This is a genomic window from Burkholderia sp. GbtcB21 (assembly GCF_019091065.1).
GTDB classification, from domain to species: Bacteria; Pseudomonadota; Gammaproteobacteria; order Burkholderiales; family Burkholderiaceae; genus Burkholderia; species Burkholderia pyrrocinia_C.
The window spans coordinates 305,325-329,603 of the sequence record NZ_JAGXKA010000007.1 but is presented as its reverse complement, the minus strand read 5'-3'; the positions used below and the strand labels follow the sequence as shown (position 1 = coordinate 329,603).

The window sequence follows — 24,279 nt, the reverse complement described above, 5'->3', positions numbered from 1 at the left end:
TGCCCAAGGGTACGGATCTGTCCGTCTACTCTCAAAAAGACCTCGACGCGATTGCTGACAAGCTCAACACACGACCGTGGGCCACGCTGAACTGGCACACGCCTCTGCAAATCCTTGCTCAGATTCTGGCTAACCCCACGGATCGAGTTCCTGTTCAGTAACCCGCGAGGTGTTGCACTTCGCCCTTGAAACCGCCACGTGTTTAATTACCTCATGCCTATCCCTCGCACTGCGGTGGAATTGGTCCGGCCGAGTCGAACACCGCGAAACCGTTGTCCGACAGCGCCCTGCCGATACGGGTTTGGCACAACACATGGTCGCCGTCCTGGCTCACGCCCGCCTTGCCACGCGGCAAATTCAACGAAACACCCGACAGCGCGGCTTTCACGCGGGTGACGTCGACGCTGCCGGCCACCTTGACAGCCGCCGCAAACAGGCGAAGTCCGGCATACGTGCACTCGCCGTGCGGTAGCACCACGGCCAACTGCCCTAACCGAGGGTCGTTCGGGCCAGCTTCATGCGCCGTGTAACGCGCGAGAAAGTCCCGGTTCTCCAGGTTGTCGACGCTCATGAAATACGAGGAAACGCCAACGATCCCGGTCGACGCGCCCGTGGTCGCGATCGACAGCGACTCGTGCGCAATGTCAGTTACCAGTTGCGGTTTCATGCCGAACGAGCGGTACTGCTTGACGAAGGTGACCGGGTCGTCGCCGATGCTGTGCCAGACGATCTGTGGGCGCTGGCTTGCGATCTGCTGCAACACCGCACCATAATCGCGTGTGCCGAACGGCAACCAATACACGTTGAGAAACTGCCCGCTGTAACGCTTCACCGCTGCCTGCAGCGCGGGCACCAGCACCTTGCGGTTGCTGCCGATGTCCGAGACCACCGCGCAGACCGTGCGACCACCCTTGCGCATCAGCCAATCGATCAGTGGATCGACGCGCTGGTTGACAGTCAGGCCCGTAGTGAACAGATTCGGATCGCAGCGCCCCTCGTCGAAGTTCGGGTAGATCACCAACCGCCCAGCCGACTTGGCGGCCTGCAACGCTGCTTCGCGCTCGGACGGTAGCACCATGCCGGTCAGGACAGCGACCTCATCGCGCATCAACAGTTGCCGGGCCTTCTGCAGCGTCACGGCGGTGGACATCTGGGTATCCTCGACACTCAGTTGCAACGGGCGTCCCAGCAATCCACCGGCGGCGTTGATTTCGTCGACAGCCAACTGCGCGCAGTTGCGGTTGGTCTCGCCCACGCGGGTGAGCGGACCGCTCAAAGGCGCGAGCAAGCCGATCTTGAGCGGCGTGGTGGCTCGTACCAACGACGGCATGGCAGAAGTGGTGAGTGCGCCGACGGCACTGAATAAGGCGGTTCGGGTAAAGGCGCGACGATTCATCGGAGTCTTCATCGGGTGAGGTCCAGGTGGGAATGCATCGAATGTGGTGAAGAGATTGAAGACGTGTCAGGCTCGGCAGCCGGCGACAGGTATTGCGCCAACGGATGAGCCCCCGCCGAACCGCTTCGTGGCTCGATGCGGCCGGCATGGGCAACTCGTCCATTCTTGAGCACGATGCAGCGCTGCGCGCTGCGCAGCACGAGATCGAGGTTCTGCTCGACGAGCAGCACCGCGAGCTGCGATCGGCGGCACAGCGTTGGGATGACCTCGCCGATCAGCTCGACCAGATTCGGCTGCACACCGTCGGACGGTTCGTCCAGCAACAGCAGTTTCGGCCGACCGCACAGCGCGCGGGCAATCGCGAGCACCTGTTGCTCACCACCGGACAGCGTGCCGCCGTGCTGCGAGAGTCGGGACTTGAGAATGGGGAAATACTCGAACACCTCGTCGAGAATCGCCCCACCAACCACAGCCTGCGTGCCCATCATGAGGTTTTCGCGCACGGTCAGTTTGGGAAAAATCCAGCGCCCCTGAGGAACCAGTCCGATGCCGCGTCGGGCAATCGCATGGGTGCGCAAGCCGTTGATGGATTGCCCCTGAAACCGCACGTCACCTGTCACGCGTGGCAGCAAGCCCATGATCGCTTTGACCAGGGTCGTCTTGCCCACGCCATTGCAGCCGAGTACTCCGACAACTTCGTTTGGCCCGACATCGAGGTCGAGTTGATGCAGCACTGCTACGTCGCCATATCCGGCAGACAAATTCTCAATGTGTAGCATGACCCGCTCCCTGACCGAGATAGATGCGCCGGATCTCTTCATCGCGCGCGATGTCCGCATAGGAGCCCCGTCGAACGATCCGGCCGCGGTGCATGACCCAGGTCTCGCACCGTAGCGCTTCGACAAAGCTCAGGTCGTGCTCGATCGCGAGTACCGCGCAGCGCTCGCGCAGACGGTGAATCAGGCATACGAGCCGCTGCGCATCGGCGACCGAGAGGCCAGCGGCCGGTTCATCGAGCAAGAGCAACGCGGGTTGGCACATCATCGCCATACCGATCTCCAGCCACTGGCGTTCACCATGCGGCAGGGTCATCGCACATAAGTTGGCCTGGTCCGACAGTCCTATCTCGTCCAGAATGGCGTCCGGGTTCGGCATCGGCGTGTGCCGGTACGCGGTAACACCGAGGCCCGCGACGACGAGGTTCTCGCGCACGCTCATTGAAAGAAATGTGTTCGTGCCTTGGAACTTGCGAACCACGCCGCGTCGGCAGAATCGGTGCATCGGCCGCCCCGTCATGCGCTCACCTGCGAGATACAACTCTCCGGCCCCTGGCGCGATCGCACCGGACAACAGCCCGACCAAAGTGCTCTTGCCAGCGCCGTTCGGGCCAATCACGCACAGCAGGTCGTGTGAGCCAATCGACACATCGACGTTGTCGACCGCGTGAATGCCACCGAACGCGCGCTGCAACCCTTCACCCTTTATCAGCGGCGTATCCATTACCGGCCTCCTTCCACGCGTTCGGCACGATGTAAGGGGCTACGTCCCCGTCGAATTCGATCGATCCGACTTGTCCCGGCAATCAAGCCATCGAGTCGTACGCCGTTGGGCAGGAACAGCACGCAGCAGAGGAACAATGCGCCGAGCAGCAGCGGCCATCCGTCAGTAGTTGCGCTCGATACCGTTTGCTTAAGCAGCGTCAACCCAACGGCGGCGAGTACCGGACCACCGAGCGTGCCTTTACCGCCGATCGCCACCCATAGAATGACTTCGGTAGCCAGCACCGGCGAGAACACATCGGGCGCCACTACCCCCGAACAGGCGGCCATCAACGTTCCTGCAATAGCGGCAAGTCCGGCCGATGCGACGAACACCAGCAAAAGGTGCCCGGACGTGTGATAGCCGCACGCCTTTGCGCGCCATTCGTTCGTCGCGATCGCGGTCAGCACTTTGCCGTACCGGCTGCGACATACGAGCCAGGTCGCGACGAGCAGCACGGCAAGCACGGTCACGACCGTGTACCAGGACCCGCGCGCCCCGCTCAAATCGAGCGTCTGCCCGACCGGTGAGAAGGACAATCCCGGAATGCCGAGGAGGCCCGTGTCACCGCCCGTGACCGACTGCCAGCTTGTCGCCAGTTGCTGGACGACAATCAGCACGGCCATGCTGATAATGGCGAAAAAATGCAACCGCACACCGGCGAACAACAGGAAATAGCCCAACACGACCGCGACGACCATGGCACAGATCAGCCCTACGATCACTCCAACGGCGGACGTCTGTCCATATTGCACGGTGGCGATTGCGAAACCGTACGCGCCGAGTCCGAAGAAGGTCGTGTGTCCGAGCGTGAGCACACCAGCCCTGCCCCACAGCACGTCGTAGCTCAGCGCCAGCAGTCCCATGATCAGCGCATCCCGCACGGTCGAAAGCGGATAGCTCCCCAGGCAATACGGCAAGATCAATGCGGCAGCAACGATCGCGGCGCCGATTGCCATCGGAGAGATGTCTTCGATACCGAGCGCTGGCTGAAACAGCCAGCGGCGCGTACTCGAAAGAAGTTGTCGGAGCATGATTCAACCTTTACCGTGGAGCTGATGGGCGGCGCTGAAACCGGGCAACAGCCCTTGTGGCCGAAAACGGATCAGAACGATGGACAGAATCAGCACGATCGCCGAGGCGAGCGACGGATCCACGCGATAACTGAGCAGCGTTTCGGCCGTGCCGACGAAGGCGCTACCCAGCAGACTGCCGGTGATCGAACCGATACCGCCCAACACGATCACGAAGAACGCCTTGGCCAGATAAGCGACGCCAAGGTGGGACTCCACCGATATCATCGGCGCGACAAGTACACCGGCCAGCGACGCGAGTGCGGCACCGCCACAGAACGCCAGCCGGTTCAGCCGTCGCGTGTCGATACCGACTGCCTCTGCCATCGCTGGGTGCTGGATCACAGCACGCAACTGAGTTCCGAAGCGCGTATAGGCAAATAGCAGCCAGCAAACGACCGTCATGACCGCTGCAACGCCAATCACGAAGAGTCGATACGCCGGATAGCTGCCCCCCGGCACGGGAATCGCCCCATCGACGGGCGCGTACACCAACATCGGATGTGTGCCGAAAATCAGTTCGAGGGCTTTCTGGACGATCAAGCTGATCGCGTACGTCGCGAGCAATGTGTCGAGCGGACGGTCGTAGAGCAGTCGGATCACGAGGCGCTCAAGGAACCACCCGAGCACCGCACCAACCACCGGCGCCACAAACAACGCGAGCCAGAACGCATGCGGCCCGCCCAACGATTGCGCCACTGCCAACGTGTAGGCCCCGATCGTCACCCATTCCGCGTGTGCGAGGTTCACGATGTCCATCAAACCGAAGATGATCGCGAGACCCAGCACGACTAGCGCGAGGATGCTCACGTAGCTGAGGATGTTCAAGATTGTCGCCATCGTCAAAAGTCCGTCATGTCATGTCCGCCATGCCAATCCTGTCCAACTCGAAAAGCTGCGGAGTCGTCGTTTCACCAAGCAGAGAAGTCATCACTTCGCCGCCATTCACCTAAGGAAATCTTAGCTTTTAGGCTAAGAGATACTTAGTAAAAATCCCACAATAACTAAAGAAACTCTTAGGATGCCTCGATCCTCATCGACATCCGCTGTTTTCCCCAAGCGCCTGAAACAGGCTCGCCTACGCTCGCGCCTCACCCAGGAGCAACTTGGGATCGCAGCCGGAATCGACGAATTCTCCGCAAGCGCGCGCGTGAATCAATACGAAAGCGGAAAGCACACACCTAAGGTACAGATGGGGCAGCGGCTGGCCGCTGCGCTGCAGGTTCCGACCAGTTTCCTTTACGAAGAAGATGACCTTCTCGCAAGTCTTCTCGCGACTGTCGCAAGGCTACCTCGCGAAAAGAGAAAGACCCTCCTCAAGAGCGCTGAAGCGTTGACGCAGACTACCACCCTCACCTCCAAGACCAAGTAAGTTTTAGCCCACAGACTAAGATTTACTTAGTAAAAACCGCACGCCTTTCTTGGACACTCCGTGAATGTCCAGCGATGCCACCTCTACCTCCGTGTTTCCCAAGCGCCTGAAGCAGGCTCGATTGCGCTCGGGCCTTACTCAGGAACAGCTCGGCATCCAGGCTGGCATCGACGAATTTTCCGCCAGCGCCCGCGTTAACCAATACGAAAAGGGCAAACATACGCCCACGCTTCAAACCAGCCAACGTCTGGCGCGCGCGATGCTGGTCCCCACCAGCTTCCTCTATGAGGACGACGACCTGCTCGCAAACCTTCTTGCCATCGCCGGCCGACTGAGCAAGGAAAAGAAAAGAGCACTCGTTGCGAGCGCGGAAGCACTCGCGCAGGAATAGCGCTCAAAGACGCTCCTCATCGGGCGCATCGCAGCACCCTCTGTGCCGGCAACGACACCACATACCCTCCCAATACGCCCCGGTTCTCTAGAGCAAACGACGCGTCGCCGATTTCGGTGACTGGACACCTTGCGTCCCGAAATACGCGGCATGTCATGAATTCCGCGTCTCCGCTGCGGATCACGCTTGGCGCGTCACCTATTTATTATCATTAAATCTACGCTCGTCGCGATCACTCGTCAACGTGCCTCATCCGAGCGTTTACCCGGCACTTCGCCACCTGGCATGATGCCCCGCAGCTTGACAAACGCGGCCGATCACGCCTACCGTTAATTTATTATAATTAATTGGAGAATAGCATGGGAAGCGATCTGTGTGAACTGACTGCGTGGGAACTTAGCGGGCTGTATGCGAACGGACGGACGTCGCCCGTCGATGTGATGAAGACCACCTTGGAGCGGATCCAGTCATTGGATCCGACGCTCAACGCATTCTGTCAAGTCGCCGATGAGGTTCTTGAATTGGCGCGGGCGTCCGAGGCGCGCTGGCAGCGTGGCGCGCCCCTCAGCCAACTCGACGGCGTCCCGGTCAGCATCAAGGACAACATCGCCGTTGCCGGACTCCCCACGCGATACGGGTCGCGGGCAACGGTGCCTGAAGCCGCCGCATCGGACAGTCCCAGCGTGGCGCGCCTACGTGAGGCGGGGGCAATCTGCTTTGGCAAAACGACCATGCCGGATTTCGCACACAAGATCGTCACCGACAGTCCCCTCACCGGCACCACGCGCAATCCATGGGACCGCTCGCGTACGCCGGGTGGCAGCAGCGGAGGTGCGGCCGTCGCCGTTGCGCTCGGAATGGGCCCGGTGGCCATTGGCACGGACGGCGGCGGATCCATTCGCATCCCAGCCTCCTTCACCGGTGTCTTCGGATTCAAGCCCAGTTTTGGGCGAGTGCCCCACGCACCTCGCGGTCCCTTCGGTCTGCTCAGTCATGTCGGACCGATGACACGTTGCGTTGAGGATGCCGCGCAGATCCTAACGATCATCAGCCGCCCGGACAGCCGCGACTGGTACGCTTTACCGTTCGAGGGAGCAGACTATGCGCGCGGGCTGTCATGCCTTCCCGTTCCGGGCGGTATTCGTATTGCGTGCAGTCCCACGCTCGGATTACCTGTCATCGCCGAGACCGCAATCCACGATGCCGTGGTACGAACAGCAGCGATGTTTCGCGAACTTGGAGCACTCGTTCACGTCGCCGATCCGCCTGGCGTCGCGCAATGCAATGCGGTCCACACAACACTTTGGCGTGCATGCTGCCGTCAGCTCACGGACGGCATGACCGACAGGTGGGCCGAACTCGGCCCGTCGCTGCAGGCATACGCGCAAGCCGGCAACTGCATCTCGCGGGGTGAGCTATTGGGCGCGCTGATCGAACGGGGAGAACTGGGCGCCGCCGTCAATGCGTTTTTCGAGCGGCACGATCTCCTCATCTGCCCGGTGTATCCCGACGTGGCCCCCTCACTTACCGAAGTGAGTTTGAACGAAGCGTCGTTTCCGCATTTCACGGCTTGGTGCAATCAGCTGGGACTGCCGGCGGCAAGCCTCTATGCCGGTATGACCGCCACGCGCCTGCCCGTTGGCATCCAGATAGTAGGCAGTCGCCATGCCGATGCATTGGTGTTGTGGGCGAGCCATATGTTCGAACGCACGTTTGGGCGCGCCCCGTTCGGTGAGCTGACACGCGAGCTCTCCGCCGCTGCGGCCAGAGCAACGCCCACCTAACGAGCTAGGAGCAGAAGTGGACTGGATCTCACTTGGATGCGTTAGCCGGCGTCACGATCGGAGCTCAGGTCCAACTCCGAATCCAGCACCAGCTTCTGCTGCAGCGCAGCGTGCACTGTGCGCAGCTGCGCATACGCTTCGTCCATGTGCGCCGTCATGAGTTGTGCGACCGCGTCGGCATCCCGGCGTCGCGCGGCGTCCAGTATCGCGCGGTGCGCGGCAACCGTGTGCCGCCCGAATGCCTGATAGTCCTGCTGCGTCACGTTTCCCGCCACGATCACGAGCGTGTGCAGCATCTGGTTAATGATCTGGCACAGGCTGCGCAGAAACGCATTCGGATGCGCAGCAGCCAGTACATCGTGGAAATGGATATCCTCGTGTCGCTGGTCGAGCGCCTCGGCGTGACGTGCCTCGAACGGCTCGCAGACGGACACACTGCGCTCGAGCGCATCGAAGTCCGCGTCGCTCAGATGGGGAACCGCACCCGCCGCCACCATGGGTTCCAGCGTGCGGCGTACCGCATAAATGTCCTCGAGCGTGACGCTCTCGAAAAACAGATAGTTCTGCAGCGACTGGAATGCTCGGGCCAGTGGCACGCGCGTAATCGTCGCCCCGCCATCCGGCCCGGTACTCAGGCTCACGAGCCCTTGCATCTCCAGCGCCTTGAGCGCATCGCGCATCGAGCCGCGGCTGACGTTGAACATCTGCTGAAGCTCGGCCTCCTTGTTCAAGCGCTTTCCTGGCCGTGCCTGCCCGTCGTTAATCCAACGCTTGATCTGCTCGGCCACTTGGTCGCCGCGCTTGATTGCGCGCGAGCCTCGCTTATCCGGCTGCGCCGGCGACATCTTCTTTTCGGTTGTCGGTTTTCGCCCTGCCATATCGGTCACGTCCGTCGTTGGCCATTCACTGCTGTATCCCGGCGCCATTATCAGGCATCCGCGCTCAGCACGACCAGATTTCCGGCTCCATGCAAGCCCCCTCCCAATGTTAGGAGTAGCCGGGATGGTGACCAAGACCTACGCTGCAACCCGAACGCCATGCGCCGAATACCCATCACTTCCCCGCATGTCGGTCACTCGATATTGGTTGCCATCAGGAGAAATCCCTCATGTCACAGTCGGTGAAGTCGTCTCAGGTGCAATCCACGCTTGCGACCATCCGGGCCACCCTCGCGGCCGACGGGCTGGAACTGGATCAGCTTGCTGCACGCATGCGTTTGCACTGCCCCGAAGCCGACCGGACACGGCAGATTCCAGATGCAGTTTGTGCACCCTCGGACGTACCTGCGCTGAACTTGAATCTCGTTCCGGCCGCGTATGGAGGTTGCGTGGACGTGCAATCCCTGATGTCGCGCACCACACTGATGGAATATCTCGGATATGCAGACGCGGCACTAGCACTCGCGCTGCCCGGCCCCGGCCTCGCAATGCCGCCCGTCCTCGCACTCGGCAGCGGCGAGCAACAGACCCGCTTCTTCAAACGATTTCGCAGCGACACACCGCGCTGGGGTGCGTTTGCCATTACGGAACCAGACTGCGGCTCGGATGCGACCGCGATGCGGACCACCGCTCGCAAGACGGCGCGCGGCTGGGTGCTGAACGGCACCAAGTGCTTCATCACCAATGGCGCACGCGCGGACGATGTCATCACGTTCGCCACCATCAATCGGCACGCTGGTCGCTTCGGTGTTCGAGCGTTCCATGTCGATCGCAATACCCCGGGCTTCTCCGTCGATCGCGTCGAGCAAATGGCGGGGCTGCGCGCCAGTCAACTCGCGGTTCTCTCCTACAACGACTGCGAAGTACCCGACGACGCACTTCTCAGACGCGGTGACGAAAAGCCTCTCAACGACGCGTTTTCGGGCGCACAACACGCATGGGACTACTTCCGCCCCCTACTTTCCGCGGTCATGGTCGGCGCATGTCGACGAGTACGCGACGATCTCGCGGCCTACTTCGACACAGGCGGACATCCTGTGAATCAACGCCATCGCACTGCCGACGTGAACGAAGCTCTGCTCGATATCGATCGGCAAATCACTACAGCCCAGTTGCTCTGCCGACACGCGGCGTGGAAAACAGATCAAGGAATGGCCACTTCGGAGGACGCGTCAATGGCCAAGGCGTACGCGTCACAAGTAGCCGCCCGCATCACCCGAGCTGCAATCGATCTCGCCGGCCTTGATGGTATCGCTGCCTTTCCGTCGCTTGAGCAAAGCTATCGCGATGCAAAGGCCTTCGACATCATGGAAGGTACCGGGGACCTGCAGCGGCTCATGATTGCTCGCTCCACACTCCGCTCGGCTTCTCTTCCCTGGGAGGTCACCTCTCCCGCGCCGCACCGCTCTACAGAAGCGCACCCATCCTGAACCCATCCGAAACTTCGCACTGGAGATCGTTCATGGCAACCCATCCCGTTTCCCCCAGCTCCGCCAGCGTGTCCGAGACAGTGAAAGCTTGCTTGCTATCGGTACTTGGCAGCACCCTGAGCACCGATCTCATCGTAGACGACACCAACCTCTTCGATGTCGGTGTGGATTCGATGAATATGACGGACTTGCTGTTGCAACTCGAACAGCGCTTCGGTTTCACGCTGGCCCCCGAGGATCTATCCGCCGATCTGTTTCTGCGCTTCGGCAATCTCGTCTCTTTCGTTGAATCCCATGCGTCCTTCGACTAACTTCACTGGCACCGAACCGCGCATTGTCGCAACGGCGCGATATATCCCACAGCACGATGTCCCGGCCGATGCACATTCCGAACCATTCATGGTTTACGGTGGGTCCGCACGAGAGGATGTGATGCAAGCAGTGTATGCCGATACGCTGCGGTGGCGCGACAGTGGTGCCCCATTCGGCGTAGCCGGTATTCCGTTGCCACAAGCATCACGGGCTACTGAAAACCGGGGCGCCGTGGAATCGGACCAGACATTGTCCGACATGGCACTTGCCACAGTGCGAACGCTGCTTGACTCGTCGTCTCAGGTCGAGGCGCTCACACCCGATCAAATCATCGTATGCACAACGAGCTTCGAGCATGATCTGGCATTGTCGTGCGCCTGCCGTCTCCACAGCGAACTTGGATCAAGCCGAGCACCTCTGGCGGTCGGGCAGCTTCAAGGCGTGTCGTTCCTGATGGCGTTGGACATTGCCATGGCGACGATGGCCGCTGACATCCGACTGAATACCGTCGCGATTGTCGCCGCGGAGCGCTGGCGCCGGCCATTCTCACGTCGGATAGGTGCACTGATCGACATGGGCGACGGGGCCGGTGCCGTACTGATCTCGAGACACGCCGGCCCCGGATGGCGGATCAGCGGGCTCACGGTACGAACGCCCGGAATCCCACCTCTCGCAAGTGGGCGCGAACCCATCTGTACATCGACGCTCACGGACGTCATTAGCGAGACGTGCGCAAGCGCAGGTTTTCAACCTGCCAATGTCGACTGGGTACTTCCGGCGCCAATCGACACTCATCTGGCCCGCGAAATCCACACGCGCTGTGGATTGCGGCCCGAACGTATCTGCCACATACGCATGGATGCGCCCGGCCATTTCTGCGCAGCCGACACACCCGCGCGATTCGACGCGCTGCTGCAATCGATCAACCCTAACGAGGGACAACATGCCCTCGTTTGGTCTGCCGGTTTCCAAGGGCAGGCCGGTTGCGCTCTCCTTGAATTTCGTCGAGGTGGATCATGATTGCGTCGCAACAAGCCAGCTCCCTTGCTCTGTCTGGCATCGCGTTCAGCCTGCCAGATCGGACTGTGGATGCGCATCGCTGGGCGGAGCGCTGTGGTCAGCCGTCGACTCGTGCGCGTGCACTGATCGAAAACGGCGTAACGCAGTTCCACGACGCAGCTGGCGAATCGCCCGTGACACTTGCCGTCGACGCTATTTCGTCCCTGCTGCGCAACACCAGAACAGCACCCGAAACGATCGATGCGTTCGTGTACACGCACACGATTCAGACCAGCGTTATCGCACCACCCGCGAGTACTACGCAACAGATCCAGTCCCAAATGAATCTGAACCGTGCGCTGGCATTTTCAATCACGCAACAGCACTGCGTCTCACCAATGGCCGCAATCCGTGTGTTGCAGGTGCTCGCTCTGCGACGGCCCGCATTCCGGCGCGCAATTGTGGTCTGCGCCGATGTGATCGGATCCCACTGCGATCGGCTGCGAGCAATCCAGGATCTTGCACTCCATAGCGACGGTGCCTGTGCGCTGCTGCTAGAACGAGGTGGTCACCGAAACGCCATCGCGGGCTTGCACTTGTATACAGACGGACGATCCTTCCGCGGTACGGACGAGGATCTGCAGCCGGTTCCCGACGATCGATACTACTGGTCTGCGTTCACGACCATGCGTGCCGCCATTCAGCAAGCGGGCGTCACGACACGCGAGATTACACACGTACTCCCGCATCACGCCAATCTTCCGGGCTGGTCCAGGCTGATGGCAATGCTAGCCATCCCTCGCGAGCGGCTCTTCACGGCGAACTTCGCGCCAATCGGCCACGTCTTTGGCGCCGATCCTTTCATTAACTTCCAGACATGTTCGAACCGGGAACCGGGCGGTTGGTCGCTGCTGTTCTCGTGTGGCCTGGTAGGGTGCTTTGGTGCGATGGTGGTCCGCCACTGATCAGCCCATCGATTTCCTTTCAACGCTCGACATTCGATCCGGATACCATCATGAGAAACATACTCGACCTCGTGCAAGCCGCTGCAAGCCGCAAACCTGATGCGGAAGCGCTCGTCTGCGGTTCCGCCCGAGTAAGCTACCAGGATCTGGCTCTCCGCGCGCGCGGTATGGGTGACGCGCTCCACGCACTCGGGTTCACGGCCGGCGCGCGCATTGCGATCTATCTGGACAAACGTGTCGAAACCGTCGTGTCGATGCTTGGTGCGGCTGCCGCGCAATGCGTGTTCGTTCCTATCAATCCGCTCCTCAAACCCCAGCAGGTCGATCATATCCTGCTCGACTCCGGTGCCGATTGCCTGATTACCAGCGCGCTGCGCGCGCGGGTCCTTGACGAACATGGTCTTACCGGCGTTTCCAACACAATCATCGTGGACGATGCCGGCTCCGCAAGCCGACATCTCCGAACAACAACGCACGTTCAAAGCTGGCCCGAGTCCGCGAGCGGAAATCGCACGGAACGCGATAGTGAAAATCCACCACAATCACCGGCGTCGGCCAATGTCGACACGGATCTGGCCGCCATTCTCTACACATCAGGCTCGACTGGATTGCCGAAAGGCGTGATGCTGAGCCACCGCAACCTGCTCGAAGGTGCCTGGAGCGTTGCTCACTATCTGAACAACGTCTCATCCGATCGAATCCTCGCCGCCCTGCCGCTCAGTTTCGATGCTGGCCTGAGTCAGCTCACATCGGCCTGGGCGGCGGGAGCCACCGCCGTGCTCATCAACTATCTGGCACCGCAAGACGTCATTGATGCCTGCGCGAGCGAACGCATTACAGCGATCACGGGCGTACCGCCATTGTGGATGCAACTGGCCCGTGCGGCTTGGCCCGAAACGGCACGCCGGAAGCTACGCTACTTCGCGAATACCGGCGGCAAGCTGCCGGCGCCCGTCTTGCAGCAACTCCGGGCATTGTTTCCGCAGGCCAAACCCTTTCTAATGTATGGCCTGACCGAGGCATTTCGCTCCACGTTTCTCGACCCATCAGAGGTCGATCGGCGGCCCGATTCCATTGGGAAAGCCGTACCTAACGCCCGAATTCTGGTCGTTCGCGATGATGGCTCGCTTTGCGGACCGGACGAAACCGGAGAACTCGTCCATGTCGGAGCCTGCGTCACGCTCGGTTATTGGAATGACGCGACGCGCACAGCCCAGCGCTATCGACCTTCGCCCGAGTTGAAACCCGGTGGCGCGCCGCGAGATCGTGCTGTCTGGTCAGGTGATCTGGTACTGCGAGATGCAGAAGGATTCCTGTACTTCGTCGCACGCAACGACGCCCAAATCAAGAGTTCTGGTTATCGCATCAGCCCGGAAGAGATCGAAGAAGTCGTTCACGACAGCGGCCTTGTCACGGAAGCGGTTGCCTTCGGCATCGCTGACGATGAACTTGGCGAAGCTATCGTCCTGTTGGTCGTGCCGGCCGCCACTGGCTTCGATGCTCAAACGCTTCAGGCCTGGTGTGTGGAACATCTGCCGCGCTACATGGTGCCGCATCGCATCGTGGTTCGCGAGATGGTTCCACGCAACCCCAACGGGAAATTCGATCGAGCCGCATTGCGCGCCGCCTTCTCCAGTCCGAACGCCGCCGCCGAAGTGAGGCAATCATGAACGGACTGTTTGGCGAGCGCGAAGGCGTCCTCACCGTCGGCGGCGTCGAGATCAATCGCCTAGCCGATCGCGCAGGGCGCACACCATTCTTCGCCTATGATCGCGCAACGCTCGACCAGCGTGTGTGCACGCTGCGCGATACGCTGCCACCCGGTATCGACCTGCATTATTCGATCAAGGCGAACCCAATGCCCGCGGTCGTCTATCACCTCGCGCCGCAGATGGACGGGTTCGACGTGGCATCGGCCAACGAGATGGCACTTGCGCTGAATGCGGGCATGCCCGCAGAACTGGTCGGCTTTGCCGGCCCAGGCAAGAGCCGCGACGACTTGCGTCGCGCCGTCGCAAGCGGTGTCAACATTCACCTCGAATCGATCACCCAGCTGCACCTCGTGACAGCACTCGGCTGGGAGCTCGGTGTGCAGCCGAAGGTCGCCGTTCGAGTCAACCCGGACTTTCACGTGAATCACAGCGGGATGCGCATGGGTGGGGGGGCCACCCCTTTTGGGCTCGATGTGGAGCAGGTGCCCGAGCTACTGCGCGAGCTCGATGCCAGAGAAGTATCGTTGGCCGGTTTTCATATTTTCTGGGGGTCCCAGTGTTTGCACGCCCCGACCGTCATCGAGGCTCAACGGAAAAGCGCGGATCTCGTCGTGAGATTGGCCGCTGGCCTGTCGCTCGCCCCGCAATACGTGAACTTCGGAGGCGGTTTCGGCATCCCCTATTTCGCGGGTGAAACACCACTTGACCTCGCTGCGGTCACCGATGCCATGCACGATTGGCTCGGCGTATTCCGCGGTCGTTTACCGGACACGCGCGCGATCCTGGAATTTGGGCGATATTTGGTCGGGGAAGCCGGCATCTATGTCTGCCGAGTGATCGATCGCAAGGTATCCCGAAACCGAACGTTCCTGATTACCGATGGCGGCCTGCACCACCATCTGGCTGCATCGGGAAACTTCGGGCAGATCCTGCGCCGCAATTTTCCGGTCGCCATCGGGAATCGCCAAACACAAGTCCCGACGGAGCGTTGCCACATCGTCGGATGCCTGTGCACGCCGCTCGACCGGATCGCCGACGACGTGCTGCTTCCCGAGGCTCGCATTGGGGACTTTGTGGTCGTCTTCCAATCAGGTGCGTATGGACGCTCGGCCAGCCCCAGGGACTTTCTCGGCCACCCTGATGCGATCGAGATGCTCGTCTGACCACCCTCGTCCTTTGTGGAGGATTGTGATGTTCTCCCCCGATTCCTTCCCGCCAGGGCCCGCTCCGGCGCCGTGGGCACTGACCGATGATCAACGCAACCTCTATATCGCGAGCCAATGCTTCGCGCGCAACCGACTGGAGCCTTTGCTTGCCGGTTCACCCAGCGTAGCAGCGTGGCAAGAAACCGTCAGACTCGCTGCCGCAACACTTGATCTTGGAACAATGGTCCTACCCGAGGAACACGGCGGCCTCGGAATCGACCGTCACGGTCTGGCACTTGTTGTCGAAGCGCTCGCCGCCGGACCGCTTGAGCGTGCGTTGGAGTTGACGCTGACGGCACCCGCGCTCATGGTGCTCCGGATGCACAATACACTCGGTCCAGTTCTGGCTCGGCCAGTTCAGGCGTATTTCGACGGCACAACAGCGATCGCATTGTCCGTGCCCGGCATCGACAACACAACAATATGGCAACTCGGTCCACTGGGCGACGCTGTGACCCTCGCCATGCGGATAGATGAGAAGCGGCGCCTCCTCCTCACCGAGCGCCCACGTGATCAGCGACCTTCGAGATCGACAGGCATCGCCACGCTCGGCACCCTCGTGTTGGAGCAATTGCATTCCGACGAAGCCGCGGCCGAAACGCCCCTCGCCGTAATTGCGCGAGCCGACAGCGATAGCGTTCCTCCCGCGCAAACGTACATGACGGAAATCGGCCTCTATCTCGCTGCGCTCTTGACGGGCGCCATGCAACATAGCGTCCGGTTCGCGTTCGATTACGCGACGACTCGGCAAGCGTTCCGAAAGCCGTTAGCAAGCCACCAGCTCGTCGCGGCGCGATTATCCGACATGCTGATCGTCACCCATGGCACCCACCTGTTTTTGCAGGCAGTAAGTACGGCTCGCCCGTCGGCGCCGGTCCCGCTGGTCCGTCAGTTACTGCGACACGTCGCGGCCGAGTCGGTCAGCGTCAGTCGCGAATTCGTGCAGCTTTGCGGCGGCCATGGTTATGTTGAAGGGCTCCCGCCGGCAGCCCGCTTCCAGACGGGCCACTGGTTTTCCTTCCTGCTGCAGCGCATCGACACAGCGCTCGGCTGGCTCGCGGAGCCGCGGATGGCGAATGACGAGGTCGACGGATGAATGGCTGCGCCCCTACGGATGGCACGCCTCAGCCCTCAATGGACAACGCTGCATCGCATGCAACGTCCTCTACTTTCTGGCTACGCGAACCAGGGCTGAATGACATCGACGACATCGTCGCCTGGCTCGCCCAGCCGACCATCAGCCGGTGGTTCGACTTCGGGCTCGGCCGCCAAACCCTACCCGCATTGGCGGTGCAAGCAATGGTCCATAGCAGACAGCATCGAATACGCGTATTCGGTTCGGTTGGCTATACAGTGCCGAGCGGTATAGTCGCCGTCAGTGATGTCACGCATCGCTTCGCGACGGGCTCATTCTGGATCCTTCGCGACCGGTTGCGGCCAACCTGCGTCAATATGGCTTTCAACGCCGCGACATACCTCCTTCATGAAGCGTTCGTCCTTGATCGGCTGCGGTGCATCACTGCATGGGCTGTCGACTGCAATGTTCCGTCGCAACGTCTGCTCGCGCGCCTGGGTTTTCGTCTGATCGGACAGCAACGAGACTGCCATCTCGTCGATGGCATGCGCGTCGGGCGGCTCCTTTACGACCTGCTGCCCGACGACCTCGCGCTACCATGCGCACCATGAATACACCGGTGATCACGGCACTTGCCAGCTATGTGCCGCACACAGTCGCTGTACAGCGTGAGCGCGGAATCGAGCCGACGCTCAGTGCTCCGATGCGGTCCGGTTGGCACGCTTGGGTCACGTCGTGGCAAGCGGATTACGCCCCTCACCCCACAAAGAAGGCGGCTTCAACCGGAAGCGCTGCAATCAGCGCAGCGCCGGACGAATTTCGTTGTGTCCCTGTTGAGCGCGATACCGATCTATCCGGGCTCGCCGCGAAAGTGGCGCAGACAATATGTGCTGCGCGGCCAGCCAATGAAGCCCCGATCGATATTGCAATGTTCTGTCACAGTAGCCTCAACGAGCATGTGTCCACAACGACCGCTGGACGCTTGCGTGCAGTAATCGGCACGCCCTGCTTCCCGTTCTCCATCTCCCAACAGCAGGGGGCCTCCACGTTCACGGCCCTCCAGCTGGCGAGTGATCTGCTGATTGCGGAGCCCGAAATCAACACCATCTTGGTCGTCGCTGCCGAAAAGTGGTGTTCGCCGTTTTCGCGATGGACGGATCAGGGAATTGTGCAGGGCGATGCAGCCGGTGCCATCCTCGTGGAACGTTCCAGACCCGCGTCTTGCGGACTGGTGGTGATCGACGCACGCGCCAGCTGCCTCCACCGGTTCGCGCCACCCGCCCCGCTCTCAAGGCTAGACATCCGCACCGATTGGGTTCCGGCGCTGCAATCGACGATCGACGCGATACTGCTCCGACACGCGCTTCAGCCGAACGACCTCGACACCGTCGTAGGAGCAGGAATAGATCCGCAGCTTGATGAAGCTATTTGCCGACATCTCAGTCGCCGTGTCGTTGAATTTTCCGACCGCCGCCGCGCCCATCTAGGAGCAGCCGAACCTATCGTGCAGCTCGCCAACGCACTCGAATCTCACGACCTGTCAGTGTGCGATCGAATCCTGACGTGGGGCGTCGGCCTGGGCGGTTTCGTCGGTTGCGCACTGTTCGAATCGCATGGTCGGCCGCTCCTATATCTCGTTCCGCCGTGAGCACTTCTATCGGGATCGTCCATACCGCTTACTATCTGCCTGAGCCGGCCGAGGACGTCCGCAGCTGGGCCCAACGAACGAAGCAGTCCGCCGAGACCGTCAAACGCCTCGAAAAAGCGGGGGTGCGCTTGTTCTATGACGCTCGGGGACAGACTGCGCTTTCGCTTGCCGCGAACGCCATCCAATCGCTCGTTCGTGCGACCCATTTTGCTCCCGACACGATCGACTTTCTCGTCTACGTTCATACGCTTCAGGGCAGCGTCGCCCCTCCGCCGCTATCCCTGCCACGCCTGCTATGCGAACACTTTGGTTTCGAGCAGGCAGAGGCATTCTCGTTTGCGCAACAGCATTGCGCCTCATCACTGGGCGCGCTACGGATCATTCGCGCGATGTTTGCCGCCCGTCCGTCCATCAACCGCGGCCTGCTGGTGGGCGCAGACGTCATACCCCTCGCAAACGACCGGTCAATCGCCGGGGCCGGATTGCTCAGCGATGGCGCATGTGCTGTGCTGGTCGAACGCAATGCCTCGATCAATCGATTGGTCTCGCTGGCGTTTCACGCGAGTGGAGAAGGTTGGCGCGGCACACTGGAAGAAGACGAATCGCGATTCGCAGCTCAGTACTTCTTTGCCGCGCGTCGGCTCGCGACGCAAACCAGCGCCGAGGCAAACGTGCCCCCAGCCGATATTCAGCGCATCTTTCCTTCCCATCTTGATCTGCCAACCTGGCGTAGAACTGTCGCATCGCTCGGCCTTCCCGCACGATGCCTGTTTGCTGACAACTTTGCCCGCGTCGCGCATGTGACGGTCAGCGATCCATTCATCAATCTCGCCGACTGCGATGATCTGGTTCCCGGTAAGCCTTTCCTGCTATGCGCCCGCGGAGTGGGAGGATTTTCCGCGGCGGCACTCTTCGTTCGCTAACAGGATCGTTGAATTCAGGAAATTTCGCTAATGGCGCGGCACGCGATCGCTAAATACGTTGCAATATCGTTCTCGTTCCGAGACGGTGACTTTTAAAAATAAAATTGCGTATTAAATTATTACAATCTATTGGATGACGTTCCGGTTCAAACCATTAGACTCCACATTAGCTACGCACCCAACGTCCATCTCGACGTAACCTCCGACGTCGGCCATCGCATAGCGGGTGCGCAGGTATTCAGTACCCCACTACCATACCGTTTGCCGGAGTCGCTGCCACAGTGATGGCGCCCTGCTCCAGCATTTCTCTTGAATGCCACTAGGCAATAAGTGAGGCAGAAGTCATGAGAACGCGATTTCGGCATCGCACAAGCAAAAAAGCGTCCAAGCCGCCACCATGGAATGTCACATTAGCCACCCGAATGGCGCCAATCCTGTCTCTCTTTACCGATGCAAAGGATATTTCTTCGCTTTCCGACTTGCTTGGCAATGCGGTGCTTCCATTGGGTTTTCCATGTTACGCCGTCACACGGATCTCCCTGACTTGCATTCGCTCTAGACCTAGCATGTCTATGGAGGCAATCTGCTCACATTATCCCAATAACTGGGTGCAGCACTATCTACAGCACAACTATGGCCCCGTTGATCCCGTACATCGAGTGGCTTTTACTTCCTCAGGACCTTATCGCTGGGGCGATATTACCGACTTGAACCATGCTGAGCGACATGTGCTCGTGGAAGCGTGCGACGCCGGACTCAAAAACGGGCTGAGCATTCCAATTCGTGAGATCGGGGGCAGTGTTTTGCTCATCAATCTGTCAGGGCCGTCATCCCGTATCAATGCAGGGACGAGTCGGCAGCTCGCGAGCGTAATCAGCAATCTATTCCGTTTGGAGCTGGATCGGTTCGCTCCTCCCCATCCGAGGGCGTTCATTCAGCTTTCCCCGCGTCAGCGCCAATGTCTTTCATGGGTCGCACAAGGAAAAACATCGACGGATATCTGCATGATTCTCGAAATATCCCGCCATACCGTCGAGTATCATATCACTGAAGCAATGAAGGTCCTGAACGTGAATAGCAGGATAGCAGCCGCCGTCATTGCCTCCAATTACGGCCTACTTGATTGGCCCTCTTATTTTCAGTAAAAATTTTCCGAATAATGTGTGAGCGCGTCACCGGCATGATTTAACCATGCCCCCGGGCCTCTCGAATCCCATATATTGAATAATTCTGGACCAACCAGAGATCTTCAATCTCGCACGGATGATGCGCGTCCAATATTCATCTGCGCCTCCTCCCTACCTAACTAGTTCCCGTTGTTGTTTCGACTTGATACGGTGGCGCCCATCAATAAATGATGGAGAACGCAAATGCCACTCATTATCGCGGGTAGGTTGAGCGACTTACCGCTTGAACTTCGTGATGGACTCGGCGCATTCCGGTACGACGTGTTCGTGCGCCGCCTCGGCTGGCCGCTACCCGATGTTAAGGAAAATGAAACCATAGAATGGGATCACTTCGATGGCGAAAACACCATTCAGATTGTTGAACTTACACCCGAACGGCAGATATGTGGTTGCGCACGCCTGATGCCGACTACCGCCCCATACCTGCTCCGAGAACTACTTCCTCGATCGTCAGACCTCGACTTTCCCTCGTCACCCACCGTATGGGAGCTATCGCGGTTCGCCGGCTCGGGCATGCAACTCTTTCCCTATGTTATGGCCGTCGCGGCATCCCTCGGCGCGACCCGCATCATTGGTGTCGTCACCCAGGCCATCGCACGACTGTATCGCCGCTTTGGCCTCGATCTTCAGTATGTGGGACCTCATCCGGAGACCGCTAGCTCCCCGTTCGTCGTCTGTGCCATTGATCTGACGCCCGCCGCGTTCGCCAAACTTGGATCCGATCTCGATAGTCTCCGCTCTTCAATCACGTGGCATCGTCCGCTCACGCCGAATGTTCGTGGCTCGGTGGTGGAGACGGTACCACGCGCTGCTCGTTGCGCGGCAGACGTGCAATAGGTCCCCTCCCGGCGACGACAGTCGCGCTTCGCCGAAATTAGTGCGCTCGACTTCCACGACTACAATTAGGATGTGGATCGCCGGTGGTGATGCCGGTTATCCGCATCCTTTACCCAATCCGGCCGGATGGCGGATGCGTAGGCCTGTCCGGTGCGTGAACCTTCGCCGCTTGCCTGTGCCCTCAGTCCGAGACGTTCATCAATCGCATGCGCGACAGTCGAAGATTTTGGCAGACGGCCGTCATCGCAATCCGTCCAGAACACATGCATCGCGTCGAACAAAACTGAGAGGATCGCGGTCAGGTAAGGCAGGCGAACGACTACACCGCCTCCCATCGAATTGCCATCACCGGGACCGTAGTGATCGCTCGGCACGTCGGCCGGCAGGTCTATCCGCAGCGCGTCAAGTTCACGCTGCAATCGATCTTCAACGCAGTAATGCGCGGTCGCCGAGTTCGCCAGGACCTTGCCAAGCTCGCACAGCTTCTCGTCTTTCAGTTGAACGCATCTTGTGAGACGACGAATCTGCGTTTCGGCCCTTCGCAAACGGATCTGTAAGGTCGCGCAATCGCAGGCCGGTGCCGAGCATGCGCTTGTATCACTCGATCGCCAAACATTATCGCGTTGCTCCATAGCAGGCCTCGCCTCGAACATGGTGATATGTACTCCACACACCGCGAGAAATCGGACCGATGATGCACCGACCTGGCCGGACTCATCGCGCCGGCGCAAATCGGTTCATCTTTTTTCGTTCCTTCTCGCAACAGTGTCAACTGTGAAGATTGGGGGGCACCGATCAGCGCGTCTGCGAAGTCGAACGATATGGAAAAACGGAACGTCCAATCAAAACATTGACGCAGAGTTGGACTGTCCGTTGCACGAGGTCACGCACGTCCAGAAAAAGTAACGTGGCTTGTCTGACGTTTTACTCTTTGACACGGCCTGGCGAACACAAAAATAGCTCTCCTCATTGTGCCTGCGACGTAATTCAATAGAGAGGGCCGTCGCCCCCTGCTGAATCGGAGCGGTTGACCGTACATTGGTGGGTGATGTACGGTCGCACGACTGTTTGCTGATGATCGTCGGAATTTGCATACCCAACCGCAATGGTCCAATGTACGGCATCGATGTCCCACCAAATTCGCGGCCTCGGAGACGATAAATGATCGACTCCTGGTCAAAACGATGAGAAAATCGCGCAATCGTTCCAATTGCGCCTCCGACAATGACATGTCGCAGACCCGATGCGCCGCGCCGAATTGGACTCTTCGAAGCGACGATTTCAATACTGTTTCTTTTAACCACGTGGAGTGAAGAATGGCCACCTATCAAGAATTGAAAGCCAAGGCTGATGCACTGCTCGTGCAAGCGGAAGAAGCTCGGCAGGCCGAACTAGAGACTGTGCTTGAAGAAGTTCGCGCGCGGGTTCAGGAGTACGGACTCACGCCAGACCAGATCTTCGGCCGTAAGCGCGTACGTAGCGCGAATGGCAGCCAACCCGCAACGCCGAAGTATCAGGATCCGAAAACGGGCAAGACATGGAGTGGGCGCGGTCGCGAACCGTCATGGATCAAGGGTAAGAAACGCGATCGCTTCTTGATCGCCGAATGATCACGGCAGCGTAGCGATCGGTCGTCCTACGGACACCCTCTGGGCACGCGGCTTCATGCTGCAGGCCCAGTTGAATCTGTATCAAGCCGTGCCGACCCAACAGATTCAGATCCGCCTTATCTGACCAACGTTGAAGACTCCCTGCGGTCCATTGGAATCCATACCGTTCGTCTCCGGGGCAGCTCTATTTCACACATAGCAGCGATATCGACAGATGTCGATGAATTCGGCCTGCATTGCATCAGGATCAAGCGACATACCGACGCACAGCCTCGCACTCGCGGTACCGTGCAAGTGCGAACCCACCCGGCCCGCAGCACCGTTTCCAGAACAGAGGCAGCGTCGATTTAGGCAGCAAACGTTTGCGGCATGACCGGTGCCATTGACGCTTCAAGCATGTGTCCGCTTGAACAATACGCCCCCCAGTCCTCCATCATGAGCCGCCGTCTTTCGAGTTGATCGCGACGCCGATAAGCCGCTATCGTCTGCGAAGTAATGATGTGCGCCAACGCTTCCTCTGCCAAAGAATCCGGATAGTCGGTGCATTCGGCGACCCAGTCACGAAATGTCGACCGGAAACCGTGCACGGTGATGCCGGAGTACGACATGCGTTTCAGCAGTGACAGCATCGCCATGTTCGACAGTGGGCGCCCTTCCGTGCAACCGGGAAACAGATATCCATACTTCGCCTTCGGTAGCGCACTGCGTACGATCTCGACGGCCCGCTTGCAAAGTGGCACGCGCAGCGGCCGACCGCTCTTCGTGCGATCTCCCGGGATACTCCAGACACGATTGTCGAGATCAAACTCCTCAACCCGCGCAAACCGCGCCTCGTTCGTGCGAGTCGCCGTGAGGATAAGCAGGTGCAGCACCCGTGCCGCGCGTCGGGGACGAAGCTCCAGCTCCCGGATAAACGTCGGAAGGTCTTCCCAAGGCAACGCCGGATGATGCTTTACCTGCGAGCGTTTCTTTGACCGTGGTAACACCAGTTGGAGATGGTCTACGTAACGAGCAGGGTTGCCACCGGCGCGGTGGCCCATCACGGTCTCCGCGTCCAGGATCGCCTTAATGCGCCCCCGCACACGGCGCGCCGTCTCTGCCTTTTTGGTCCAAATCGGCTGCAGAATGCGGACAATCATTGCTGTGTCGATGTCGCGCACACGCACATCGCCGATGATGGGATAGGCGTAGGTCTTCAGCGTATTGTCCCATTGCTGACTGTGCTTCCGGTTTCGCCACTCCGATTCGTGCGCTCGAATGAACGCTTCAGCTGCCTCACGGAACGTCACGTTGGCATCGACGGAGATGTCGAGCAATCGACGACGCTGCTCTTCGCGCCGTGCCAGGATGGGATCGACCTGATCCCGGACCATCTCGCGGTACCTAGTGGCCAGCTTTCGCGCTTCACCAAGCGAGACTCGCGAAAGCGGTCCGAGGCCCATTTCGCGCACTCGCCTGTCGAGCGTGAAGCGAAACACCCATGAGCGTGCGCCACTGCCGGCGATCTGCATGAAGAGGCCACCGCCGTCGGCATAATGTCCTGGATCCACCGCCTTCGCGACCCGCAGCGCGCTAAGCCGATGCAACTGTCGTCCCGCCATGCCGCCCTCCTTTCCTACCCACAAAACCCATGTTGCTACCCATGTTTCGTGAGGAAATTGTGGAGGACGCGGCTGGACGTCGCAAGCACATCCTTACCCACAAAACTCCGCAAAATCATAGGCTTGCGGACTTTCAGAGGAAGTTCAAGGAACGCCGCGGAAGCCCGGCATGGCGGAAGGCAGCAGGAGTCGAACCTACCCGGGAGTGTCTGACACCCCCAACTGGATTTGAAGTCCAGCCGTACCACCGGATACGAATGCCTTCCTCGGGGAAACAACCCA

General features: G+C 59.9%; 24 protein-coding genes, 1 tRNA gene and 1 pseudogene. 17 read left to right on the top strand and 9 right to left on the bottom strand.

The genetic code is table 11. The annotated features are described in order from the left end of the window. A pseudogene (locus tag KVT39_RS18915) lies at positions 1 to 161 on the top strand (IS30 family transposase); the annotation flags it as partial. A 56-nt stretch (positions 162 to 217) separates the two neighbouring features. Here the strand turns inward: KVT39_RS18915 and KVT39_RS18910 are convergent. From KVT39_RS18910 to KVT39_RS18890, 5 genes are read right to left on the bottom strand one after another with little or no spacing between them, the layout of a single operon-like run. Then, positions 218 to 1,396: an ABC transporter substrate-binding protein gene (locus KVT39_RS18910; protein ID WP_217589980.1), complete on the bottom strand. Its 1,179-nt coding sequence runs from the start codon at positions 1,394 to 1,396 to the stop codon at positions 218 to 220. Positions 1,397 to 1,404: 8 nt separating this feature from the next. Next, a complete protein-coding gene (locus tag KVT39_RS18905; RefSeq protein ID WP_217589969.1) occupies positions 1,405 to 2,175 on the bottom strand; it encodes an ABC transporter ATP-binding protein in 771 nt (256 codons plus the stop codon). Further along, positions 2,162 to 2,896: an ABC transporter ATP-binding protein gene (locus KVT39_RS18900; RefSeq protein WP_217589968.1), complete on the bottom strand. Its 735-nt coding sequence runs from the start codon at positions 2,894 to 2,896 to the stop codon at positions 2,162 to 2,164. The genes KVT39_RS18905 and KVT39_RS18900 overlap by 14 nt, the downstream gene beginning before the upstream one ends. Beyond that, positions 2,896 to 3,969: a branched-chain amino acid ABC transporter permease gene (locus KVT39_RS18895; RefSeq protein WP_217589967.1), complete on the bottom strand. Its 1,074-nt coding sequence runs from the start codon at positions 3,967 to 3,969 to the stop codon at positions 2,896 to 2,898. The genes KVT39_RS18900 and KVT39_RS18895 overlap by 1 nt, the downstream gene beginning before the upstream one ends. A gap of 3 nt (positions 3,970 to 3,972) precedes the next feature. Beyond that, complete coding sequence (locus KVT39_RS18890) at positions 3,973 to 4,848, bottom strand: branched-chain amino acid ABC transporter permease (RefSeq protein ID WP_217589966.1); 876 nt, start codon at positions 4,846 to 4,848, stop codon at positions 3,973 to 3,975. Positions 4,849 to 5,029: 181 nt separating this feature from the next. Between KVT39_RS18890 and KVT39_RS18885 the strand changes: the two genes are divergently transcribed. The 3 genes from KVT39_RS18885 (at position 5,030) to KVT39_RS18875 (ending at position 7,555) form a co-directional block, all read left to right on the top strand. Beyond that, the gene (locus KVT39_RS18885; protein ID WP_217589965.1) at positions 5,030 to 5,380 is read left to right on the top strand and encodes a helix-turn-helix transcriptional regulator; all 351 of its coding nucleotides are present in this window, start codon (positions 5,030 to 5,032) and stop codon (positions 5,378 to 5,380) included. A 64-nt stretch (positions 5,381 to 5,444) separates the two neighbouring features. Beyond that, the gene (locus KVT39_RS18880) at positions 5,445 to 5,771 is read left to right on the top strand and encodes a helix-turn-helix transcriptional regulator (protein WP_217589964.1); all 327 of its coding nucleotides are present in this window, start codon (positions 5,445 to 5,447) and stop codon (positions 5,769 to 5,771) included. 359 nt (positions 5,772 to 6,130) lie between these two features. Next, positions 6,131 to 7,555, top strand: a complete 1,425-nt coding sequence (locus KVT39_RS18875) for an amidase family protein (protein ID WP_217589963.1) — start codon at positions 6,131 to 6,133, stop codon at positions 7,553 to 7,555. A gap of 41 nt (positions 7,556 to 7,596) precedes the next feature. Here KVT39_RS18875 and KVT39_RS18870 read toward each other — a convergent pair whose 3' ends face one another. Continuing rightward, a complete protein-coding gene (locus tag KVT39_RS18870) occupies positions 7,597 to 8,433 on the bottom strand; it encodes a FadR/GntR family transcriptional regulator (protein ID WP_217589979.1) in 837 nt (278 codons plus the stop codon). 230 nt (positions 8,434 to 8,663) lie between these two features. Between KVT39_RS18870 and KVT39_RS18865 the strand changes: the two genes are divergently transcribed. From KVT39_RS18865 to KVT39_RS18810, 12 genes are all read left to right on the top strand, one after another. Beyond that, the gene (locus KVT39_RS18865) at positions 8,664 to 9,923 is read left to right on the top strand and encodes an acyl-CoA dehydrogenase family protein (RefSeq protein ID WP_217589962.1); all 1,260 of its coding nucleotides are present in this window, start codon (positions 8,664 to 8,666) and stop codon (positions 9,921 to 9,923) included. A 32-nt stretch (positions 9,924 to 9,955) separates the two neighbouring features. Then, positions 9,956 to 10,234, top strand: a complete 279-nt coding sequence (locus KVT39_RS18860) for an acyl carrier protein (RefSeq protein WP_043177519.1) — start codon at positions 9,956 to 9,958, stop codon at positions 10,232 to 10,234. A gap of 121 nt (positions 10,235 to 10,355) precedes the next feature. After that, complete coding sequence (locus KVT39_RS18855) at positions 10,356 to 11,255, top strand: 3-oxoacyl-[acyl-carrier-protein] synthase III C-terminal domain-containing protein (RefSeq protein ID WP_217589961.1); 900 nt, start codon at positions 10,356 to 10,358, stop codon at positions 11,253 to 11,255. Next, a complete protein-coding gene (locus tag KVT39_RS18850) occupies positions 11,252 to 12,199 on the top strand; it encodes a 3-oxoacyl-[acyl-carrier-protein] synthase III C-terminal domain-containing protein (RefSeq protein ID WP_217589960.1) in 948 nt (315 codons plus the stop codon). Before KVT39_RS18855 ends, KVT39_RS18850 begins: the two co-directional genes overlap by 4 nt. Positions 12,200 to 12,249: 50 nt before the next feature. Beyond that, positions 12,250 to 13,869 carry an acyl-CoA ligase (AMP-forming), exosortase A system-associated gene (locus tag KVT39_RS18845; protein ID WP_217589959.1) on the top strand — a complete coding sequence of 540 codons (1,620 nt, stop codon included), beginning with the start codon at positions 12,250 to 12,252 and terminating at the stop codon, positions 13,867 to 13,869. Then, complete coding sequence (locus KVT39_RS18840; RefSeq protein ID WP_217589958.1) at positions 13,866 to 15,074, top strand: pyridoxal-dependent decarboxylase, exosortase A system-associated; 1,209 nt, start codon at positions 13,866 to 13,868, stop codon at positions 15,072 to 15,074. The genes KVT39_RS18845 and KVT39_RS18840 overlap by 4 nt, the downstream gene beginning before the upstream one ends. Before the next feature lie 28 nt (positions 15,075 to 15,102). Then, positions 15,103 to 16,212: an acyl-CoA dehydrogenase family protein gene (locus KVT39_RS18835; RefSeq protein WP_217589957.1), complete on the top strand. Its 1,110-nt coding sequence runs from the start codon at positions 15,103 to 15,105 to the stop codon at positions 16,210 to 16,212. 38 nt (positions 16,213 to 16,250) lie between these two features. Next, positions 16,251 to 16,802, top strand: a complete 552-nt coding sequence (locus KVT39_RS18830) for a GNAT family N-acetyltransferase (protein WP_242448962.1) — start codon at positions 16,251 to 16,253, stop codon at positions 16,800 to 16,802. After that, complete coding sequence (locus KVT39_RS18825; RefSeq protein WP_242448963.1) at positions 16,790 to 17,839, top strand: 3-oxoacyl-ACP synthase; 1,050 nt, start codon at positions 16,790 to 16,792, stop codon at positions 17,837 to 17,839. The genes KVT39_RS18830 and KVT39_RS18825 overlap by 13 nt, the downstream gene beginning before the upstream one ends. Further along, a complete protein-coding gene (locus KVT39_RS18820; RefSeq protein ID WP_107313284.1) occupies positions 17,836 to 18,762 on the top strand; it encodes a 3-oxoacyl-ACP synthase in 927 nt (308 codons plus the stop codon). Before KVT39_RS18825 ends, KVT39_RS18820 begins: the two co-directional genes overlap by 4 nt. Positions 18,763 to 19,106: 344 nt before the next feature. After that, positions 19,107 to 19,907, top strand: coding sequence for an autoinducer binding domain-containing protein (locus KVT39_RS18815; protein ID WP_107313285.1), 801 nt, complete (start codon positions 19,107 to 19,109; stop codon positions 19,905 to 19,907). Between the two features lie 225 nt (positions 19,908 to 20,132). Then, positions 20,133 to 20,786: an acyl-homoserine-lactone synthase gene (locus KVT39_RS18810; protein WP_107313286.1), complete on the top strand. Its 654-nt coding sequence runs from the start codon at positions 20,133 to 20,135 to the stop codon at positions 20,784 to 20,786. Between the two features lie 65 nt (positions 20,787 to 20,851). On the opposite strand, the gene KVT39_RS18805 is transcribed toward KVT39_RS18810, so the two are convergent. Next, a complete protein-coding gene (locus KVT39_RS18805) occupies positions 20,852 to 21,418 on the bottom strand; it encodes a hypothetical protein (RefSeq protein ID WP_199855888.1) in 567 nt (188 codons plus the stop codon). Positions 21,419 to 22,102: 684 nt separating this feature from the next. Between KVT39_RS18805 and KVT39_RS18800 the strand changes: the two genes are divergently transcribed. Next, a complete protein-coding gene (locus KVT39_RS18800) occupies positions 22,103 to 22,396 on the top strand; it encodes an H-NS family nucleoid-associated regulatory protein (RefSeq protein WP_107313287.1) in 294 nt (97 codons plus the stop codon). A 347-nt stretch (positions 22,397 to 22,743) separates the two neighbouring features. On the opposite strand, the gene KVT39_RS18795 is transcribed toward KVT39_RS18800, so the two are convergent. Both KVT39_RS18795 and KVT39_RS18790 read right to left on the bottom strand, forming a co-directional pair. Then, positions 22,744 to 23,997: a site-specific integrase gene (locus KVT39_RS18795; protein ID WP_193093043.1), complete on the bottom strand. Its 1,254-nt coding sequence runs from the start codon at positions 23,995 to 23,997 to the stop codon at positions 22,744 to 22,746. 170 nt (positions 23,998 to 24,167) lie between these two features. Continuing rightward, positions 24,168 to 24,263, bottom strand: a tRNA-Sec gene (locus KVT39_RS18790). Positions 24,264 to 24,279 lie beyond the last annotated feature (16 nt).

Excerpts from the sequence above, each read along its gene's own strand:
- KVT39_RS18865 (WP_217589962.1), top strand. The coding sequence starts at position 8,664 with ATGTCACAGTCGGTGAAGTCGTCTCAGGTGCAATCCACGCTTGCGACC.
- KVT39_RS18830 (WP_242448962.1), top strand. The coding sequence starts at position 16,251 with ATGGACAACGCTGCATCGCATGCAACGTCCTCTACTTTCTGGCTACGC.
- KVT39_RS18885 (WP_217589965.1), top strand. The coding sequence starts at position 5,030 with ATGCCTCGATCCTCATCGACATCCGCTGTTTTCCCCAAGCGCCTGAAA.
- KVT39_RS18810 (WP_107313286.1), top strand. The coding sequence starts at position 20,133 with ATGCCACTCATTATCGCGGGTAGGTTGAGCGACTTACCGCTTGAACTT.
- KVT39_RS18860 (WP_043177519.1), top strand. The coding sequence starts at position 9,956 with ATGGCAACCCATCCCGTTTCCCCCAGCTCCGCCAGCGTGTCCGAGACA.
- KVT39_RS18815 (WP_107313285.1), top strand. The coding sequence starts at position 19,107 with ATGAGAACGCGATTTCGGCATCGCACAAGCAAAAAAGCGTCCAAGCCG.
- KVT39_RS18800 (WP_107313287.1), top strand. The coding sequence starts at position 22,103 with ATGGCCACCTATCAAGAATTGAAAGCCAAGGCTGATGCACTGCTCGTG.
- KVT39_RS18805 (WP_199855888.1), bottom strand. The coding sequence starts at position 21,418 with ATGGAGCAACGCGATAATGTTTGGCGATCGAGTGATACAAGCGCATGC.
- KVT39_RS18875 (WP_217589963.1), top strand. The coding sequence starts at position 6,131 with ATGGGAAGCGATCTGTGTGAACTGACTGCGTGGGAACTTAGCGGGCTG.
- KVT39_RS18850 (WP_217589960.1), top strand. The coding sequence starts at position 11,252 with ATGATTGCGTCGCAACAAGCCAGCTCCCTTGCTCTGTCTGGCATCGCG.
- KVT39_RS18795 (WP_193093043.1), bottom strand. The coding sequence starts at position 23,997 with ATGGCGGGACGACAGTTGCATCGGCTTAGCGCGCTGCGGGTCGCGAAG.
- KVT39_RS18895 (WP_217589967.1), bottom strand. The coding sequence starts at position 3,969 with ATGCTCCGACAACTTCTTTCGAGTACGCGCCGCTGGCTGTTTCAGCCA.
- KVT39_RS18870 (WP_217589979.1), bottom strand. The coding sequence starts at position 8,433 with ATGGCAGGGCGAAAACCGACAACCGAAAAGAAGATGTCGCCGGCGCAG.
- KVT39_RS18845 (WP_217589959.1), top strand. The coding sequence starts at position 12,250 with ATGAGAAACATACTCGACCTCGTGCAAGCCGCTGCAAGCCGCAAACCT.
- KVT39_RS18910 (WP_217589980.1), bottom strand. The coding sequence starts at position 1,396 with ATGAATCGTCGCGCCTTTACCCGAACCGCCTTATTCAGTGCCGTCGGC.
- KVT39_RS18840 (WP_217589958.1), top strand. The coding sequence starts at position 13,866 with ATGAACGGACTGTTTGGCGAGCGCGAAGGCGTCCTCACCGTCGGCGGC.
- KVT39_RS18890 (WP_217589966.1), bottom strand. The coding sequence starts at position 4,848 with ATGGCGACAATCTTGAACATCCTCAGCTACGTGAGCATCCTCGCGCTA.
- KVT39_RS18855 (WP_217589961.1), top strand. The coding sequence starts at position 10,356 with ATGCAAGCAGTGTATGCCGATACGCTGCGGTGGCGCGACAGTGGTGCC.
- KVT39_RS18825 (WP_242448963.1), top strand. The coding sequence starts at position 16,790 with ATGCGCACCATGAATACACCGGTGATCACGGCACTTGCCAGCTATGTG.
- KVT39_RS18835 (WP_217589957.1), top strand. The coding sequence starts at position 15,103 with ATGTTCTCCCCCGATTCCTTCCCGCCAGGGCCCGCTCCGGCGCCGTGG.
- KVT39_RS18905 (WP_217589969.1), bottom strand. The coding sequence starts at position 2,175 with ATGCTACACATTGAGAATTTGTCTGCCGGATATGGCGACGTAGCAGTG.
- KVT39_RS18900 (WP_217589968.1), bottom strand. The coding sequence starts at position 2,896 with ATGGATACGCCGCTGATAAAGGGTGAAGGGTTGCAGCGCGCGTTCGGT.
- KVT39_RS18880 (WP_217589964.1), top strand. The coding sequence starts at position 5,445 with ATGTCCAGCGATGCCACCTCTACCTCCGTGTTTCCCAAGCGCCTGAAG.